The organism is Mycolicibacterium canariasense, from assembly GCF_002101555.1.
GTDB classification, from domain to species: Bacteria; Actinomycetota; Actinomycetes; order Mycobacteriales; family Mycobacteriaceae; genus Mycobacterium; species Mycobacterium canariasense.
The window spans coordinates 1-16,453 of the sequence record NZ_LQOL01000077.1; the positions used below are offsets into that span (position 1 = coordinate 1).

Annotated in this window: 20 protein-coding genes and 1 pseudogene; 11 read left to right on the forward strand and 10 right to left on the reverse strand. The window is 69.2% G+C overall.

Annotated features, from left to right (window positions below; genetic code table 11):
* A pseudogene (locus AWB94_RS35570) lies at positions 1-201 on the forward strand (HNH endonuclease); the annotation flags it as partial.
* A gap of 4 nt (positions 202-205) precedes the next feature.
* Here AWB94_RS35570 and AWB94_RS26060 read toward each other — a convergent pair.
* Genes AWB94_RS26060 through AWB94_RS35925 form a run of 4 tightly spaced genes read right to left on the reverse strand, consistent with a single transcriptional unit; the run spans position 206 to position 3,565 of the window.
* Positions 206-853: a CoA transferase subunit B gene (locus AWB94_RS26060; RefSeq protein WP_062654491.1), complete on the reverse strand. Its 648-nt coding sequence runs from the start codon at positions 851-853 to the stop codon at positions 206-208.
* Entirely contained in the window at positions 850-1,626 is a 777-nt protein-coding gene (locus AWB94_RS26065) for a CoA transferase subunit A (protein WP_062654490.1), read from the reverse strand. Before AWB94_RS26065 ends, AWB94_RS26060 begins: the two co-directional genes overlap by 4 nt.
* Positions 1,623-2,375, reverse strand: a complete 753-nt coding sequence (gene pcaD, locus AWB94_RS26070; protein ID WP_062654489.1) for a 3-oxoadipate enol-lactonase — start codon at positions 2,373-2,375, stop codon at positions 1,623-1,625. Before pcaD ends, AWB94_RS26065 begins: the two co-directional genes overlap by 4 nt.
* Complete coding sequence (locus tag AWB94_RS35925) at positions 2,372-3,565, reverse strand: acetyl-CoA C-acetyltransferase (protein WP_062654488.1); 1,194 nt, start codon at positions 3,563-3,565, stop codon at positions 2,372-2,374. Before AWB94_RS35925 ends, pcaD begins: the two co-directional genes overlap by 4 nt.
* A gap of 77 nt (positions 3,566-3,642) precedes the next feature.
* Here AWB94_RS35925 and AWB94_RS26080 point away from each other — a divergent pair, with 77 nt between their 5' ends.
* The 3 genes from AWB94_RS26080 to whiB1 all read left to right on the forward strand — a co-directional run bounded on the left by AWB94_RS26080 (position 3,643) and on the right by whiB1 (position 6,007).
* Positions 3,643-4,530 carry a LysR family transcriptional regulator gene (locus AWB94_RS26080; RefSeq protein ID WP_062654542.1) on the forward strand — a complete coding sequence of 296 codons (888 nt, stop codon included), beginning with the start codon at positions 3,643-3,645 and terminating at the stop codon, positions 4,528-4,530.
* A 26-nt stretch (positions 4,531-4,556) separates the two neighbouring features.
* Positions 4,557-5,504 carry a diacylglycerol/lipid kinase family protein gene (locus AWB94_RS26085; RefSeq protein ID WP_062654487.1) on the forward strand — a complete coding sequence of 316 codons (948 nt, stop codon included), beginning with the start codon at positions 4,557-4,559 and terminating at the stop codon, positions 5,502-5,504.
* Positions 5,505-5,752: 248 nt separating this feature from the next.
* Positions 5,753-6,007, forward strand: coding sequence for a transcriptional regulator WhiB1 (gene whiB1 / locus AWB94_RS26090; protein WP_036402183.1), 255 nt, complete (start codon positions 5,753-5,755; stop codon positions 6,005-6,007).
* Between the two features lie 59 nt (positions 6,008-6,066).
* Here whiB1 and AWB94_RS26095 read toward each other — a convergent pair whose 3' ends face one another.
* Positions 6,067-7,575 carry a two-component system sensor histidine kinase PdtaS gene (locus tag AWB94_RS26095; protein WP_062654486.1) on the reverse strand — a complete coding sequence of 503 codons (1,509 nt, stop codon included), beginning with the start codon at positions 7,573-7,575 and terminating at the stop codon, positions 6,067-6,069.
* A 6-nt stretch (positions 7,576-7,581) separates the two neighbouring features.
* Positions 7,582-7,797 carry a biotin/lipoyl-binding carrier protein gene (locus AWB94_RS26100; RefSeq protein ID WP_024454384.1) on the reverse strand — a complete coding sequence of 72 codons (216 nt, stop codon included), beginning with the start codon at positions 7,795-7,797 and terminating at the stop codon, positions 7,582-7,584.
* A gap of 138 nt (positions 7,798-7,935) precedes the next feature.
* Between AWB94_RS26100 and AWB94_RS36370 the strand changes: the two genes are divergently transcribed.
* Entirely contained in the window at positions 7,936-8,028 is a 93-nt protein-coding gene (locus tag AWB94_RS36370) for a 50S ribosomal protein bL37 (protein ID WP_003882799.1), read from the forward strand.
* 69 nt (positions 8,029-8,097) lie between these two features.
* Here AWB94_RS36370 and rsrA read toward each other — a convergent pair whose 3' ends face one another.
* Both rsrA and AWB94_RS26110 read right to left on the reverse strand, forming a co-directional pair.
* On the reverse strand, positions 8,098-8,409 hold the full coding sequence (gene rsrA, locus AWB94_RS26105) for a mycothiol system anti-sigma-R factor (protein ID WP_062654485.1): 312 nt from the start codon (positions 8,407-8,409) through the stop codon (positions 8,098-8,100).
* Complete coding sequence (locus AWB94_RS26110; protein ID WP_409365946.1) at positions 8,406-9,056, reverse strand: sigma-70 family RNA polymerase sigma factor; 651 nt, start codon at positions 9,054-9,056, stop codon at positions 8,406-8,408. The genes rsrA and AWB94_RS26110 overlap by 4 nt, the downstream gene beginning before the upstream one ends.
* Positions 9,057-9,250: 194 nt before the next feature.
* On the opposite strand from AWB94_RS26110, the gene AWB94_RS26115 reads away from it, so the two are divergent.
* From AWB94_RS26115 to AWB94_RS26135, 5 genes are read left to right on the forward strand one after another with little or no spacing between them, the layout of a single operon-like run.
* Positions 9,251-9,742, forward strand: a complete 492-nt coding sequence (locus AWB94_RS26115) for an aminoacyl-tRNA deacylase (protein WP_062654484.1) — start codon at positions 9,251-9,253, stop codon at positions 9,740-9,742.
* Positions 9,743-9,751: 9 nt separating this feature from the next.
* Positions 9,752-10,606 (forward strand): SDR family oxidoreductase, encoded by an 855-nt coding sequence (locus tag AWB94_RS26120; RefSeq protein WP_084394895.1) that lies wholly within the window; start codon positions 9,752-9,754, stop codon positions 10,604-10,606.
* Positions 10,603-10,944: a GNAT family N-acetyltransferase gene (locus AWB94_RS26125; protein ID WP_062654482.1), complete on the forward strand. Its 342-nt coding sequence runs from the start codon at positions 10,603-10,605 to the stop codon at positions 10,942-10,944. The genes AWB94_RS26120 and AWB94_RS26125 overlap by 4 nt, the downstream gene beginning before the upstream one ends.
* 16 nt (positions 10,945-10,960) lie before the next feature.
* The gene (gene chrA / locus AWB94_RS26130) at positions 10,961-12,112 is read left to right on the forward strand and encodes a chromate efflux transporter (RefSeq protein ID WP_234811889.1); all 1,152 of its coding nucleotides are present in this window, start codon (positions 10,961-10,963) and stop codon (positions 12,110-12,112) included.
* A gap of 14 nt (positions 12,113-12,126) precedes the next feature.
* The gene (locus AWB94_RS26135; RefSeq protein ID WP_062654481.1) at positions 12,127-12,933 is read left to right on the forward strand and encodes a class I SAM-dependent methyltransferase; all 807 of its coding nucleotides are present in this window, start codon (positions 12,127-12,129) and stop codon (positions 12,931-12,933) included.
* A gap of 13 nt (positions 12,934-12,946) precedes the next feature.
* On the opposite strand, the gene AWB94_RS26140 is transcribed toward AWB94_RS26135, so the two are convergent.
* Complete coding sequence (locus tag AWB94_RS26140) at positions 12,947-14,401, reverse strand: DUF7782 domain-containing protein (protein WP_062654480.1); 1,455 nt, start codon at positions 14,399-14,401, stop codon at positions 12,947-12,949.
* A complete protein-coding gene (locus AWB94_RS26145) occupies positions 14,398-15,156 on the reverse strand; it encodes an SOS response-associated peptidase (protein ID WP_062654539.1) in 759 nt (252 codons plus the stop codon). The genes AWB94_RS26140 and AWB94_RS26145 overlap by 4 nt, the downstream gene beginning before the upstream one ends.
* A gap of 19 nt (positions 15,157-15,175) precedes the next feature.
* Here AWB94_RS26145 and aroA point away from each other — a divergent pair, with 19 nt between their 5' ends.
* Positions 15,176-16,453: a 3-phosphoshikimate 1-carboxyvinyltransferase gene (aroA, locus tag AWB94_RS26150; RefSeq protein WP_409365945.1), complete on the forward strand. Its 1,278-nt coding sequence runs from the start codon at positions 15,176-15,178 to the stop codon at positions 16,451-16,453.

Below are 16,453 nucleotides of genomic sequence, written 5' to 3' on the forward strand. Positions count from 1 at the left end.
CCCACCGGCAAACCCGACACCGCACCCGCCCCCAGCACCCCGGGACGCTGCCACACCATGCCTCGACGACAACGCAGCCGAACCGACGAGCGGACCCGGCGCATCAGCGCCGAACGCGCCGCCAACCACCGCCGCCTCGAACGACAACGCCGAGAACACGAAGCCTGGATCGCCGCCCATGACGAACCACCACCGTTTTGACGGCCTAAGCGACGGCGATCCGGGCGTCGGTCACCGGGGCGCCGGTCTTGGCGACGATATCGTCGAAGGACACACCGGGAGCGAGTTCGACCACCGCGAATCCGTCGCCGGTCACGTCGAACACGCCGAGGTCGGTGATGACCCGGCTCACCACACCCTTACCCGTCAGCGGCAGGTCGCACGACGAAACCAGTTTGGGTGCACCGGATTTGGCGACATGATCCATCACCACGATGACCCGTCCCGCCCCGCTCACCAGATCCATCGCGCCACCCATGCCCTTGACCATCGACCCGGGCACCATCCAGTTGGCCAGATCTCCGTTGGCCGCGACCTGCATGCCGCCGAGCACCGCGACGTCGACATGGCCGCCGCGGATCATCGCAAAGCTGGTCGCGGAGTCGAAGAACGAAGCCCCTGCCACCACGGACACCGTCTGCTTACCGGCGTTGATCAGGTCGGGGTCCACCTCGTCGTCATACGGGAACGGGCCGACACCGAGGATGCCGTTCTCGGCGTGCAGGGTGACCTCCGAGCCCTCGGGCAGGTGGTCGGGAATCAGCGTGGGCAGCCCGATGCCGAGGTTGACGTAGTCACCATCGCGCAGTTCACCCGCTGCGCGGGCGGCCATCTGATCGCGGTTCCAGCTCATCGGTCGACTCCTCGGGGACGGGTGGTGCGCTTCTCGATCTCCTTGTGCGCGGCCTGTTCCGGGGTCAGTTCGACCACGCGCTGCACGAAGATGCCGGGCAGTTGGATCTCGTCGGGATGCAGGTCCCCCACCTCGACGACACGTTCGGCCTCGACCACGGTGATGCGCCCCGACATCGCCGCGGGCGGGTTGAAATTGCGGGCGGCGGCGTGGAACTTGCAGTTGCCGGCGCGATCCACGACGGCCGCCCGGACCAGTGCGTAGTCGGTGACGATGGACTCCTCGAGCACCATCTGTTTGCCGCCGAAGGTGCGGACCTCCTTGGCCGGCGATGCCAGCGCGACCGATCCGTCGGCGTGGTAGCGCCACGGCAGACCACCGTCGGCCACCAGGGTGCCCACCCCGGTGGGGGTGAAGAACGCGCCGATACCGCTGCCGCCGGCCCGCATCCGCTCGGCCAGTGTGCCCTGCGGGGTGAGCTCCACCGTCAGTTCGCCGGCCAGGTACTGCCGGGCGAACTCCTTGTTCTCCCCGACGTAGGACGCGATCACCCGGCTGATGCGGTGCGCCTCCAGCAGCAGGCCCAGGCCCGCACCGTCCACCCCGCAGTTGTTGCTGACGATGGTCAGGTCACCGGCACCCTGCTGCAACAGCGCATCGATGAGATACCAAGGGATGCCGGCCAATCCGAACCCGCCGACGGCCAGGCTGGCGCCGTGCGGGATATCGGCCACCGCGTCGGCGGCCGATCCGACGACCTTGTTCAGGGTCATGACTGCTCCAGGTGCTCGATGATGGCAGGGGTGATGACGCCGGGTTGTTCGGCGTTGGCCAGGTGCGCGGCCCGATCCACGACCAGCAGGCGGGCTGCGGGTACCGCATCGGTGATGGCGGCCAGCGTGGCGGGCGGGGTGGCTGGGTCGTCGCTGCCGGCAATGGCCAGCACCGGCGCCGAGATCGACGGAAGCTCCTCGCGCAGATCGAGTTTCGCGATCGCCTCGCAGCACCCGGCGTATCCCTCGGCGGGCGTGCCGGCGACCATGGCCTCCCAGTACGCCCGGTCACCGGAATAGCCGCCACTGAACCACCGTTCGACCACACCGGAAGCGACCGCGGCGCTGCCGCCGGCCCGGACGGTGGCAGCGCGGTCGGTCCACCCCTGCACCGGCGGCAGCTGCGCCCCGGTGCACAGCAGGACCACGCGGTCGACGCGGTCGGGATTGCGCGCGGCCAGCCGCATCGCGGTCATCCCGCCGAGTGACAGTCCCACCACGTGTGCCCGCTCGATCTGCAGCCGGTCCAGCAGGGCAACCAGATCATCGGTCAAGTCGTCGATCGAGTAGGGGCCGGCCGGCACAGGTGACTCGCCATGGCCGCGGGTGTCGTACCGCACGACCGTGAAATGCCGCTCCAGATCCGCCAATTGGGCGTCCCACATCCGGTGGTCGGAGCCCAGCGAGTTGGACAGCACCACCGCCGGGCCGGAACCGGTCACCACCGCGTGCACGTCGACGACGCTCACGGGATCACCTCGAACACGGCGGCCAGGCCTTGTCCCCCACCGATGCACATGGTCTCCAGCACGTACCGCGCATCGCGGCGCCGCGCTTCGTGGGCCGCGGTGGCCAGGATGCGGGCACCGGTCGCACCGATCGGATGTCCCAGCGATATCCCGGAGCCCAACGGGTTGAGCCGCTCGTCGAGGGCATCGAGCTTCCATTCGGCCAGCACGGCGAGCACCTGGGCGGCGAAGGCCTCGTTGAGTTCGATCAGGTCCATGTCGTCGAGTGTGAGGCCGGCGCGGTCCAGCGCGGTCGCGGTGGCGGCCACCGGGCCCAGACCCATGGTCGCCGGATCGCAGCCGGTGACCGCCCAGGAGCGCAGCGCCAACATGGGTGTCAGACCATGCTTTTCGGCATCGCTGCGAGTGGTCACCACACACATCGCCGCGCCGTCGTTCTGGCCGGAGGCATTGCCCGCGGTGACGGTTGCCGCGTCGTCGATCTTGGCCCGCATCGGGCGCAGCGTGGCCAGCTTGTCGACGGTGATGCCCGCTCGTGGATGCTCATCGCGATCGACGACGGCGCCGGCAACCTCGATCGGCACGAGTTCCTCGGCGAACAAACCGGATTCGTGCGCGGCGACGGCCCGCTGATGTGAGCGGACGGCCAGCTCGTCCTGCTCGGCACGGGTGATGCCGTACTCGCGGCGCAGGTTCTCCGCGGTTTCGATCATCCCGCCGGGCACGGGATGGCAAGCCCCGCCTGCGGTTTCGCGGGCGCGGTCCAGCCGGTCGGCCAGCACCACGCCACCCTGCCGCACCCCGGTGCGCAGGCCAAGGGCGTAATGCTCGACGTTGGACATCGACTCGGCGCCGCCCGCCACGACCACCCGGCCCGCCCCGGTCGCCACCTGACCGGCGGCGTAGAGCACGGCCTGCAGGCCCGATCCGCAGCGGCGGTCGATCTGCAGGCCGGGCACCGCGGTGCCCAGGCCCGCGTCGAGCGCCGCGATCCGTCCGATCGCCGGCGCCTCGCCGTTGGCGTAACCGTTGCCGAGGATGACATCGTCGATATCGCCCTCGCCGAGGCCGGTGCGCCGCACCAGCTCGCGCAGGGTCGCGGTGGCCAGGTCGGCGGCGGTCAGGGCGGCCAGTGCACCGCCCATCCGACCGACCGGCGTGCGGACCGGGCTACAGATCACGACGTCCATGCTCTCGACGCTAAGTCGCCGCAGCCATATGCTGAAGTACCTATTTCCGACATATTGAGAGCTGTAACGTCTCAATGATGGAACTGCGCCACCTCCGGTACTTCCGCGCCGTTGCCGAACACCTGCACTTCGGCCGGGCCGCGGACAGCCTGCACATCGCGCAGCCGCCGCTGTCCCAGCAGATCCGCCGGCTGGAGAACGAGCTCGGCGTCACCCTGTTGACCCGCACCACCCGCAGCGTCGAGCTCACACCCGCCGGGCGGGCCTACCTGACCCGGGCGGTACAGATTCTGGACGCGGTCGACGACGCCGCCCGCCAGGCCCGCCGGATCGACGCCGGCACCGAGGGACAGCTGGCCATCGGCTGCGTCGGCTCGGCCACCTACTCGCTGCTGCCCAGGCTGGTGCGGGCCCTGAGTGAATCCCTGCCCGGGGTCGAGGTGCGGGTGCGCGGCGAGATGCTGGCACCCGCCCAACTGGCCGCACTGGCCGCCGGGGACATCGACCTGGCCCTGCTGCGCCCCCCGGTGCAGCAGGACGACGTCGTCACCGAGACCATCCGGCGCGACCGCTTGCTGGTGGCGCTGCCGTCCCGGCACCTGCTGGCCGGGCATGAGTCGCTGACCGTCGAACAGCTGCGTGATGCGGACTTCATCACCCATGTGGGCCAAGGCCGCTCGGTGATGAGCAACATCGTGTTCGCCGTCTGCGCCGACGCCGGCTTCGTCCCGCGGGTCCGGCACGAGGTGATGGAGACCTCGACCCTGGTCACCTTGGTGGCCGCCGGGCTGGGCGTGGCGATCGTGCCCGCTCCGACCGCGGCACTGGACCTCGCCGGCGTGCACTACGTGCCGCTGACACCGGAAACCGTGGGCGTCGACCTGGTCGCCGCGCACCGCGCGGAGCACCGCTCACCCTTGATCGACAACGTGTTGCGCGTGCTGCGCAGCGAGGCCGGCGGGTAACCGGAACCGGGTTAGGCTCGTACCCCGTGCGTGCCGTGCTGATCGTGAACCCGAACGCTACGTCGACCACCGCTGCGGGCCGTGATCTGTTGGCCCACGCCCTGGAGAGCCGAACGAACCTGACCGTCGTGCACACCAACCACCGCGGGCACGCCGTCGAGATCGGCGAGGAGGCCGCCGCGACGGGCATCGACGTGGTGATCGTGCATGGTGGCGACGGCACCGTGAACGAGGTGGTCAACGGGATCCTGCGGCACCGCGCACCGCAGGCCCCGGCGGTCGGTGTGGTCCCGGGCGGATCGGCGAACGTGTTCGCCCGTTCGCTGGGCATCAGCCCGGATCCGATCGAGGCCACCAACCAGCTCGTCGACCTGCTCAGCGCCCACCGCGGCGGCGCCCCGTGGCGACGTATCGGGCTGATGGACTGTGGCGAACGCTGGGGTGTGTTCACCGCCGGGATGGGCGTGGACGGTGCCGTGGTGGCCGCGGTGGAGGCCCAGCGCGCCAAGGGCCGCAAGGTCACCCCGTCGCGCTACATCCGGGTGGCGATCCGCGAGGTACTTGCCAGCGCCCGCAAGGAACCGACGTTGACGCTGCAACTGCCCGACCGCGAAGCGGTGACCGGAGTGCATTTCGCCTTCGTGTCCAACTCCAGCCCGTGGACCTACGCCAACACCCGACCGGTCTGGACGAACCCCACCACCACCTTCGACACCGGGCTCGGTGTGTTCGCGACCACGAGCATGAACGTGTGGGCCAACCTCGGTCTGGTGCGGCGCATGGTGTCGGCGAAACCGGATATCAAGGCTCGCCATTTGATCCGCGAGGACGACCTGCCGTGGCTGCGAGTGACCAGTGACACACCGGTGGACTGCCAGATCGACGGCGATTACATCGGGAAGCGCGAATCGATGACGTTCACGTCGGTGCCGGATGCGCTGGCGGTCGTCGCGCCCGCGCCGAAACCGCTCTGAACAGGGATTTTAGAGAAGCCTCAAAAAATTTTGAGCGCAAGTGAGTTGAGTGTAGTACAAACGGGTAAGGGGTTAGGTAACCCGCCCGGGTAGTGACATTGCCCACGAGTTAACGCGCCGCTATTGACATCTGTTCAGCCTGTGAAAGCATCGGATGCAACAGTGCAGAAACATTTCATATGCACGCGTTAACAGCCGAAGAAAAAAGCTCGTGCGCTTTCGCGCGCAAACGGTAAGGAGTTGGACTCATGGATTGGCGCCACAAGGCGGTCTGTCGCGACGAGGATCCGGAACTGTTCTTCCCCGTGGGGAACAGTGGCCCGGCCATCGCGCAGATTGCTGACGCGAAGCTCGTCTGCAACCGCTGCCCGGTGACCACCGAGTGCCTGTCGTGGGCGCTGGAGTCCGGCCAGGACGCCGGTGTGTGGGGCGGCATGAGCGAGGACGAGCGCCGCGCGCTCAAGCGTCGCAACGCTCGCACCAAGGCGCGCAGCGGCGTCTGACCGTCGCGCCCGCACGTATTGCGGCTCCGCCGAATTCGGCGGAGCCGCAATTCTTTTGCTTAGAGTTTGCTGTCAAGGGTGAATCTGCTGCGCCGCCCGATCGGTACCCGCAGCACCACATCGGTGCCGCCGGTCGCGACATCGTGCATGCCCAGCGAACCGTCCAGTTCCGCCGAGACCAATGTGCGGACGATCTGCAGCCCCAACCGATCCGACTTCTCCAGGCTGAAGCCCTCCGGCAGGCCCTTGCCGTCGTCGTGCACGACGACGTCCAGCCACCGCGAGGACCGCTCCGCACGGATCGTGACGGCGCCCGGCGCCTCACCGTCGAAGGCGTGCTCCAGCGCGTTCTGGACCAGCTCGGTGATCACCATGATCAACGCCGTCGCCCGGTCGGCATCCAGCACGCCCAGGTCGCCTTCTCGGGTGATCCGGATGGGGCTGTCGACCGAGGCGACGTCGTTCATGATCGGCACGATGCGGTCCACCACCTCGTCGAGGTTGACCTCTTCGTCCACCGACATGGACAGCGCGTCGTGCACCAGCGCGATGGACGAGACCCGGCGTACCGATTCGTTGAGCGCCTCGCGCCCCTCGGCGTTGTTGGTGCGGCGGGCCTGTAACCGCAGCAGCGCGGCCACCGTCTGCAGGTTGTTCTTCACCCGGTGATGGATCTCGCGGATGGTGGCGTCCTTGGACAGCAGCGCCCGGTCGCGGCGCTTGATCTCGGTCACGTCGCGGATCAGCACAGCCGCCCCGGCCGCCTCTCCGCCGGTCAGCAGCGGGATGGTGCGCAGCAGCACCGCCGCGCCACCGGCATCGAGTTCCATCCGGGTGCTGGCCCCGCCGGCCACCGAGATCCGGACATGCTTGGCCAATTCCTGGGCCTCGAACGGGTCGGTCATCAAGGGGCGGGTGATGGCGATCAGATTGTGGCCCTCAAGCTCGGCGTTGAGCCCCATCCGGTGATACGCCGACAGCGCGTTGGGACTGGCGAATGTCACGTCCCCGTTGACGTCGAGGCGGATGAACCCGTCACCCACCCGCGGGCTCGATCGCGACATCGCGGCATCACCGACGTTGGGGAAGGTGCCCTCGTTGAGCATCCGCAGCAGATCCCGCGCACAGTCCAGGTAGGCCCGCTCCAACGGGCTGGTCTTGCGCCGGTCGGCCAGCGCGGTCTGGTGCGTCAGCACCGCGACCACCTGGCCGCGGTGCCGCACCGGGACAGCCTCGACATTCAGCCAGTTGCCGTCGTGGGCGTCGGTCTGGCCGGCATCGCTTTCCCGGCCGATGACCCCCGAGTTGAACGCGTCGACCACGACCGGCGTGGCCGGGCCGTCCTGCACGGTGCCGACGGCATCGGTCAGCAGCACGGTGGGCGCGGTGTTGGGCCGCACCTGAGCGACGCACACCAGTGTCCCGTCGTCGCGGCGCACCCACATCAGGTAGTCGGCGAAGGACAGGTCCGCGAGCAACTGCCACTCCCCGACCACCGCGTGTAGATGGTCGACGGCGTTGCCGGGCAGGACGGTGTGCTCGGCAAGCAGATCGCCGAGAGTCGACATGGGCCGCTAGCTGATGACTGCGATGAGGTCGCCGGCCTGGATGACGTCGCCGACGGCCACACTGACCTCGGTGACGGTGCCCGCGACCTCGGCCAGCACCGGGATTTCCATCTTCATCGACTCCAGCAGCACCAGGGTGTCGCCTTCGCCGATCTGGTCGCCCTTCTTCACGACGACCTCGAGCACACTGGCCACGATTTCGGCGCGTACATCCTCGGCCATCTTCACCCCACTCCTCCGGCGAGCACTGCTGTTGAGGGTTCTATCGAACCACACCATGCCGTGGACAGAGCACCGCCTGCGCCGTGAGACAATCTAGGCAAGCGTCGACGGTAGTCAATCTGGAAAGAAGGTAAAACCATGGCCAAGCGAGGCCGCAAGAAGCGCGATCGGAAGCACAGCAAGGCCAACCACGGCAAGCGGCCCAACGCCGGCTCGAAGTCTGTGCGCTGACCAGATACGCATAACGAAACCGCCCGGACGCACAGCAGTCCGGGCGGTTTCGTCTGTGTCGGGGGTGGCTCAGCCCCTGATGATGGTGGTGCGGCTGATCTCCAGCCGCAGCCGGGCGCGCAGGGTGTCGGGCGCCTTCTCGCCGCCGCATTTGGCGGCGATCATTTTCTTGACGCGCTCCTCGACGCCGTAATGACGCAGGCACGTCGGGCATTCGTCGAGGTGATGGCGCAGCTTGTCCCTGGTTTCCGGGGTGCATTCGCCGTCGAGCAGCGTCCACACCTCGGCGATCACCGCGGCGCATTCGGGATGCTCGGGGTCGACCGGGCCGACCGGAGGGATGAACGTGTGCTCGTCGTTGCGGGCGAACTCGTCGTTCATGACGAGACCTCCTCGCTGGCGAGCTGCTCACCGCGCATGAATCCGCGCTCACGTGCTACATCGGCCAGCAGGTCACGCAGTTGCTTGCGGCCTCGGTGCAGTCGAGACATCACCGTCCCGATCGGGGTTTCCATGATTTCCGCGATCTCCTTGTACGGGAATCCCTCGACATCGGCGTAGTACACCGCCATCCGGAACTCTTCAGGTAATGCTTGCAGAGCATCCTTGATCTCGCTGTCCGGCAGCGCTTCCAGCGCCTCCACCTCCGCGGACCGCAAACCCGTCGAGCTGTGCTCGGCATTGGACGCCAGCTGCCAGTCGGTGATCTCGTCGGTCGGATACTCCGACGGCTGACGCTGCTTCTTGCGGTAGTTGTTGATGTAGGTGTTCGTCAGGATGCGGTAGAGCCACGCCTTCAGATTCGTGCCCTCACGGAACGACCGGAACCCGGCATACGCCTTGACCATGGTTTCCTGCACCAGGTCTTCGGCGTCGGCGGGGTTACGCGTCATCCGCAACGCGCCGCCGTAGAGCTGGTCCAGCAGCGGGATGGCGTCGCGTTCGAAGCGGGCGGTGAGCTCGGCGTCGGTCTCTTCGGTCGGGGCGGGTGCGGCCTCGTCTATATCGGTCATCGTGACTGGACCCATCCCTTCCCTCTCGGCACGGCCGAACGACTCCAGCGAGTACACCGGACGTTCCAGGCATGCCGTTGACACTGAGAAACTCCTTCCACGATCCTAGAGGTTGACGCCGACAAAGCTCGCCGGCGGCTGGTGCGCCCCGTCGCACCTGCAGTAACGCCGGTACCTGGGTTGGTCATTCCCGGCACTAGGCTGACCCCGTGACACGGGCAGCAACCCCGGCGATCGCGGCATTGATCGGCGCCGGGATCGGACACGAGATCCTGCGGTACGACCACGACCCGCGCGCCGACTCGTTCGGGGCGGAGGCCGTCCAGCAGCTGGCCGCCGCGCACGGGCTGGACCCGGCGCAGATCTTCAAAACCCTGGTGGTGGCCGCCGGCCGGGACCTCGCGGTGGCGGTGCTGCCGGTGCCGTCGAAACTGTCGCTCAAGGCCGCCGCGGCGGCACTGGGCTTCGCCAAGGTGACCATGGCCGACCGTGCCGCGGCCGAACGCTCCACCGGCTACGTGCTGGGTGGCATCTCTCCGCTGGGGCAGCGGCGGGCGCTGCCGACCGTGGTGGACGCCTCGGCGCTGGACTGGGATCGGGTGTTGTGCAGCGCGGGCAAGCGAGGCTGGGACGTGGCGCTCGCACCGCAGGATCTCGTGTCTGCCACCAACGCCGTGATCGCCGATATCCGCGCGGCATAGGGTGCACCCATGACTGAAGCGCCGCTATCCGGGAAGACCATGTTCATCTCCGGCGCCAGCCGCGGTATCGGGCTGGCCATCGCCAAGCGGGCCGCCGCAGACGGGGCCAATATCGCGCTGCTGGCCAAGACCGCCGAGCCGCATCCCAAACTCGAGGGCACCGTCTACACCGCGGCCAAGGAGATCGAGGAGGCCGGCGGGCAGGCGCTGCCCATCGTCGGCGATGTCCGCGACGGGGACTCGGTGGCGGCGGCGGTGGCCCAGACCGTCGAGCGGTTCGGCGGTATCGACCTGTGCGTCAACAACGCCTCGGCGATCAACCTGGGCTCGATCGAGGAAGTGCCGCTCAAGCGGTTCGACCTGATGAACGGCATCCAGATCCGCGGCACCTACGCGGTGTCGCAGGCCTGCATCCCGCACATGAAGGGCCGCGCCAATCCGCACATCCTGACCTTGTCGCCACCGTTGCGGCTGGAATCGCAGTGGCTCAAGCCGACGGCCTACATGATGGCGAAGTTCGGCATGACGTTGTGTGCGCTGGGCATCGCCGAGGAGATGCGCGAGGCGGGGATCGCGTCGAACACCTTGTGGCCGCGCACCCTGGTTGCCACCGCCGCGGTGCAGAATCTGCTGGGCGGTGACGAGGCCATGGCCAAGGCCCGCAAACCCGCGGTGTACGCCGATGCGGCGTACGCGGTCTTCACCAAACCCGCCCGCGAATACACCGGGCAGAGCCTGCTGTGCGAGGACGTGCTGCTCGACTCCGGGGTCACCGACCTGTCCGTGTACGACTGCGTGCCCGGCTCCGACCTGGGCGTCGACCTGTGGGTGGACACCCCGAACCCGCCGGGATACCGCGGATGAACGCCAGGGTGGTTGCGGCCGAACAGTTGTCGCGGTTCGAGGTGTACTACGGCGACGATCTGGCCGGCGACGATCTGGCCGGCTTCGCCGAATACCTGGATCATGACGGGCAGCGGATCTTCTTCCACACCGAGGTCGGCGAGCAGTTCGGCGGTAAAGGCTTGGCCAGCAAGCTGATTCGGCAAGCGCTGCGCGAGACCGTCGACGCGGGACTGCGCATCGTGCCGCTGTGCCCGTTTGTGGATAGCTTCGTGCGTAAGCACCCCGACGACGAAACCTATGCTGCTGCGGTGGACCCGGTGACCGAGGCGGCGGTCGAACTGGTGCGCAAACGCTGACCCGAAGGGACCCCCTGTGGCCGAGCGCCCGGTGCCGCTGACGACGATCACCGCACAGTGGGGCCGGATCGGCTGTCTCGGTTTCGGCGGGCCACCGACCCATATCGCGATGCTGCGCGAACTGTGCGTGCAGCGGCGGCGGTGGCTGGACGCCGACGAGTTCGAGGATGCCGTCGCGGCCACGAACCTGCTGCCGGGGCCCGCGTCGACGCAGCTGGCCATCTACACCGCCTGGCGGCTGCGCGGCGGGCCCGGCGCGCTGGTCGGCGGTCTGGCGTTCATCCTGCCGGGTCTGGTCGTCATCCTCGCGTTGGCGGCGTTCTTCCTGTCCGGCGGTGCGCCCGGCTGGGCGCGGGGTGCAGCCGCCGGGGCGGGGGCGGCGGTGGCGGCCGTCGCACTGCACGCCGCCGTCGGACTGATCCCGTCCAGTTGGCAACGGGCCGGCCAGACACCCTGGGCCAGGATCCGTTGGATCGGCTACTTCGCCGCCGGCGCGGTCGCCGCGGCCCTGACCGGCCCGTGGCTGGTGCTGGTGCTGATCGCCGCCGGTGCGCTGGAGATCGCGGCCCGCATCGCCCCGTCGCGGGCCGGCGCGCAGACCTGGCCGGTGCTGCTGGCCGCGGCCCCGGCGCTGGCCGGTATACCCGCCCTGGTGTGGACGGCATTCAAGGTGGGCGCGCTGTCCTACGGCGGCGGGTTCGTCATCATCCCGCTGATGCAGGACGACGCGGTGCGCAGGCAGCACTGGATGACCGACGCCGAGTTTCTCAACGCGGTGGCCCTCGGCCAGATCACCCCAGGACCGGTGCTGCACACCGTGGCGGTGGTGGGTTACGCGGCCGCGGGCTTCGGCGGTGCCCTGCTGGCGGCGCTGGTCGCATTCGGCCCGTCGTTCGTCATGGTGATCGGTGGTGGCAGGCATTTCGACGCGCTGCGGGCGAACCGCTACGTGCAGGCCTTCCTGACCGGCGCCGGGCCCGCGGTCATCGGTGCCATCACCGGCTCGGCGGTGCCGCTGGCGCTGGCGGCCCAGCAGCCGTGGCAGTTCGGGGTGCTGGCGCTGGCCGCGGTGGCGCTGCTGGTGGCCCGCCGCGGCGTGGTCAGCACGTTGATCGGTGCGGCGGCCCTGGGCGTCGGAGCGTATCTGGTCGGGCTGCCGGTCGACTGACCTAGGCTGGGACCGTGCCCCACTCGTCGATCTGGTCCGCGGGACGGTATGAATCCGTCGCCGAACGTATCGCCCCCATCGCCACCGAAGTGCTGACGGCGGTCGGTGCGCGGGTCCCGCTGCCCGGGGTCGAGTTGGTGGACCTGGCCTGCGGTACCGGCAACGCGGCGCTGGCCGCCGCGGCTGCCGACGCCCGCGTGACGGGCGTGGACATCACCCCCGAGCTGCTGGCCGTCGCCGCCGAGAAGCCCGGCGGTGACGCGGTGCGCTGGGTGGCCGCCGATGCCGGCGCCACCGGCCTGGCCGATGCGAGTTTCGGTGCGGCCGTGTCGAATATGGGCATCATCTTCGTGGAGCCCGTCGCCATGGTGGCCGAATTGGCCCGGTTGCTGCGCCCGGGCGGGGTACTCGGATTCTCCACCTGGGTGCGCGATGCCGACAATCCGTTCTACACGCCGATCCTGGAGGTGCTCGGCCCGCCGCCGCCCGCTCCGTACGGCCCCGATCAGTGGGGTGACCCGGATATCGCGCGGTCCCGACTGGCCACCGACTTCACCGATGTGATCATCGAAACCGGTGTGCACCCTTGGCGATTCGCGTCGGTGGAGGAGGCGGTGGATCTGGTCACGCGGGAATCCCCCATGCACCTGGACATCTTGTCCCGGCTCGACGACGGGACCCGCACCCGGCTGGTGGGCGCCTTCGAAGCGGCCTTCGGTGCGCATGCCGGCCCGGGCGGTGTGGAGTTCGGCGCCCCGTACGCGGTGGTGACTGCGCACGCGAGGAGCAATTCGGACACTGCGCACGCGAGGAGCAAGTGAAAACCGCCCGGCATCACTCGGCCTGATAGAGGATTCCGCGGCCGATCGCGGCGCGGATCTCCGGCAGCGCGGCCTCGGCGAGCGCGCCGGTGTCGACGCCGTGATGGGCGGCGAGCAGGTCGATCAACGCGCCCAGCGGTACCTCACCGCGGCAGCCCGCCAGCAGGGCACGCAACACCTCGTCCACACCGATAACCGCCGCCGGACCGCCGGGGCGGCGCACCGCCGCACCGATCTGCTGCCAGCCGTGCTCTCCGGGAAGCGACTGCTCCTCCAAAAGCACCGGCGCCGTGGACAACCGGGCGGCCAGCAGCGCCTCGTCGGTGGTGTGGCGCAGATAGGCGCGCCGCGCGAAGAAGGCGTCGACCTCCGGTCCGGTGACCGGCTCGTCGAGGATTTCCTCACACGTCTGCTCCGGGCGTTCACCGGCAGCGGGCACCCGCAGCGAGATCAACCCCATGCCGATACCCGTGATGCCCTGCTCGGCGAACCAGTCCAGCCACGCACCGCCGCGCTGCGCCACCCGCTCCGTCGGCTCGCCGGCGTCGGCGAGCCACAGCGCGACGTAGCTGACCGGGTCGGCGAGCTCACGCTGCACCACCCAGGCGTGCAGGCCGGTGCCCGCCAGCCAGTCCCGCACCCGCGCGCCCCAGTCATCGCCGCGCACGATCCAATTGGCCATGATGTGTGCGGTGCCACCGGGGTTGAGATGGTCGGCCACTTGTTCGATGATGCTGCGGCACAAGCCATCCCCGGCCACGCCGGAATCGCGGTAGATGTAGTCCGTGGCGCCGGCGCCCACCACGAACGGCGGGTTGGACACGATGAGGTCGAACCGCTCCCCCGCCACCGGCTCGAACAGGCTGCCGTGCCGTAGATCCCACGACATGCCGTTGAGCCGGGCGGTGGCCGCGGCCAGCGCCAGCGCGCGTTCGTTGGTGTCGGTGGCCACGATGTGGTCGCAATGTCCGGACAGATGCAGGGCCTGCACACCGCAACCGGTGCCGAGGTCCAAGGCACGCCGCACCGGCGTGCGGACCACGGCACGGGCCAGGGATAGCGAGGCGCCGCCGATGCCGAGCACGTGATCTCGGTGCAGGGGCCCGCCACGCAACGCGGCGTCCTGGTCGGAGACCACCAGGAAGTCGCTGTAGGGCCGGATGTCCAGGATCGCGCGCACCGTCTCACCTGTGTCCTCCAGCACGCCGCACGCCGTCAGCGCGGCCAGCCCGGCCGTCGGGAACGCCTCGGCTGCGCGCTGCGGGCTCTCGTCCGCGCCGAGCAGGAGCAACCGCACCAGGGTGGCCAGCGCTCCGCCCGCGGCGTCGCAGGCCCGCAGCGCCGGCCACCACACGCCCCGGCCGAGGGCGGCGTGGGCGTCGGGGCCGAGCAGTTCGGCCACCCCGTCGACGGTGTAGCCGGCCGCGCGCAGATCCGCGCCGAGGGCGTCGACGACGTCCTCGGTCAAAACAGACCCGGATCGGGCTGGGCGGCCTCGATCAGCTCGGGACCGTTGTTGCGGGTGCTGTTCACCAGCCGGGACACCTCGCGGATCTGGATGCGGTCAAGGTCACCGTGCCCGCGCAGCAGTCCCTCGTCGATGGGCGCGTCGGGGTCCATCCATCGGTCCCAGTCGGCCGCGCTGATGGTCAGCGGCATCCGGTCGTGGATATCGGCGAGCTGGGCGGCGGCGTCGGTGGTGATGATGGTGCAGCTGAGCAGCGGTGAGCTGTCCCTGGTGGCGTCTTTGGGCCGCCAGGTGGACCACAGCCCCGCCATGAAGAGTGGTTCGCCGTCACCGGCGTACATGTAGAACGGCGTCTTGGTGGCCTTCTTGCCGTCGGCGGCCGGGTTGGGCCGCCATTCGTACCAGCCATCCATCGGCACCAGGCAGCGCTTGCTCTTGGCCGACCCGCGGAACGCCGGCGAGGTGGTCAGCGTCTCGGCGCGGGCGTTGATCAGCAGCGGGCCCTTGGTCTCCGGCCCGCCCTCGGCGGTGGTCTTGGCCCACGGCGGGATCAGTCCCCACCGCATGGAGCGGATCCGGCGGGTGGACTCGTCTTCTGGTTGGGTGTGCCGTTTGACCACGGTGCTGATGGTCGTGGTGGGTGCGACGTTGTAGTTGGGACCGGCCTGTTTGGCCGTCTCGGCGGTCTCGTCGAGCGCCTTGATTTTCTCGGCCAGCAGCGCCGGGTCGGTGGTCACCGCAAATCGCCCACACATACCAGGCAGGATAGAGGTCGTGACTGACTGGCCGGCACCGTCGACTTCCGAACCCGTGAACGCCACCGTGACGGTGCCCGGTTCCAAATCGCTGACCAACCGGGCACTGATCCTGGCCGCGCTGGCCGCCTCCGGGGGCGAGTCGACCGTGAGCGGCGCGCTGCGCAGCCGGGACACCGACCTGATGATCGGTGCGCTGCAGGCCCTCGGCCTGACCGTCGCCGGCGACACCGACCTGACCATCGGTGGGTCCATCGCCCCGGGACCCGGCACCCGGATCGACTGCGGGCTGGCCGGCACGGTTCTGCGGTTCGTGCCCGCGGTGGCCGCCCTGAGCACCGAGACGGTGACCTTCGACGGAGACGAGCAGGCGCGGGCCCGGCCCATCGCCCCGCTGCTGAACGGGCTGCGGGACGTCGGCGTGCGCATCGACGGTGACGGTCTGCCGTTCCAGGTGCTCGGGCACGGCGGCGCCGACGGCGGCGAAGTGCGTATCGATGCGTCCGGGTCGTCGCAATTCGTCTCGGGTCTGCTGCTGGCCGGTGCGACCTTCCGCGACGGGCTGACCGTGGTGCACACCGGCGACTCGGTGCCCTCGGCCCCGCATATCGGGATGACGGTGTCGATGCTGCGCGATGCCGGTGTGACGGTAGATGATTCGCAGCCCAATCGGTGGCGGGTCGAACCGGGAACGGTCGCGGCCCGGCACTGGGACATCGAGCCCGACCTGTCCAATTCCGTGCCGTTCCTGGCGGCGGCGGCGGTCACCGGCGGGACCGTGCGGATCGACCGGTGGCCCGCGGTGAGCGTCCAGCCCGCCGAGGTCATTCTCGGCCTGCTGGCCCGACTCGGTGTCATCGCGGTGCAGAAGGACACGTATCTGGAGGCCCACGGCGCACCGTCCTACGGTGGCATCGACGTGGACCTGCACGATGTCGGTGAATTGGCCCCGTCCATCGCCGCGCTCGCCGCGCTGGCCACCGAGGGGTCGGTGTCGACGCTGCGCGGAATCGCGCACCTGCGGGGGCACGAGACCGATCGGCTGGCCGCCCTGAGCACCGAGATCAACGCCCTCGGCGGGCAATGCGACCAGACGTCCGACGGCCTGGTCATCACGGCCGTTCCGCTGCACGGCGGCACCTGGCATTCCTACGCCGACCACCGGATGGCCACCGCGGGCGCGATCATCGGGTTGCGGGTGCCCGGCGTGACGGTCGAAGACATCGGTACGACGGCCAAGACCCTGCCGGACTTTCCCGGCATGTGGACCGAAATGCTGTTGGACGACCGGGGATAG

Excerpts from the sequence above, each read along its gene's own strand:
- AWB94_RS35925 (WP_062654488.1), bottom strand. The coding sequence starts at position 3,565 with ATGGACGTCGTGATCTGTAGCCCGGTCCGCACGCCGGTCGGTCGGATG.
- AWB94_RS26060 (WP_062654491.1), bottom strand. The coding sequence starts at position 853 with ATGAGCTGGAACCGCGATCAGATGGCCGCCCGCGCAGCGGGTGAACTG.
- AWB94_RS26125 (WP_062654482.1), top strand. The coding sequence starts at position 10,603 with ATGAACGCCAGGGTGGTTGCGGCCGAACAGTTGTCGCGGTTCGAGGTG.
- AWB94_RS36370 (WP_003882799.1), top strand. The coding sequence starts at position 7,936 with ATGGCCAAGCGAGGCCGCAAGAAGCGCGATCGGAAGCACAGCAAGGCC.
- AWB94_RS26065 (WP_062654490.1), bottom strand. The coding sequence starts at position 1,626 with ATGACCCTGAACAAGGTCGTCGGATCGGCCGCCGACGCGGTGGCCGAT.
- AWB94_RS26080 (WP_062654542.1), top strand. The coding sequence starts at position 3,643 with ATGGAACTGCGCCACCTCCGGTACTTCCGCGCCGTTGCCGAACACCTG.
- rsrA (WP_062654485.1), bottom strand. The coding sequence starts at position 8,409 with ATGAACGACGAGTTCGCCCGCAACGACGAGCACACGTTCATCCCTCCG.
- whiB1 (WP_036402183.1), top strand. The coding sequence starts at position 5,753 with ATGGATTGGCGCCACAAGGCGGTCTGTCGCGACGAGGATCCGGAACTG.
- AWB94_RS26100 (WP_024454384.1), bottom strand. The coding sequence starts at position 7,797 with ATGGCCGAGGATGTACGCGCCGAAATCGTGGCCAGTGTGCTCGAGGTC.
- AWB94_RS26120 (WP_084394895.1), top strand. The coding sequence starts at position 9,752 with ATGACTGAAGCGCCGCTATCCGGGAAGACCATGTTCATCTCCGGCGCC.
- AWB94_RS26095 (WP_062654486.1), bottom strand. The coding sequence starts at position 7,575 with ATGTCGACTCTCGGCGATCTGCTTGCCGAGCACACCGTCCTGCCCGGC.
- AWB94_RS26110 (WP_409365946.1), bottom strand. The coding sequence starts at position 9,056 with ATGGGTCCAGTCACGATGACCGATATAGACGAGGCCGCACCCGCCCCG.
- AWB94_RS26145 (WP_062654539.1), bottom strand. The coding sequence starts at position 15,156 with ATGTGTGGGCGATTTGCGGTGACCACCGACCCGGCGCTGCTGGCCGAG.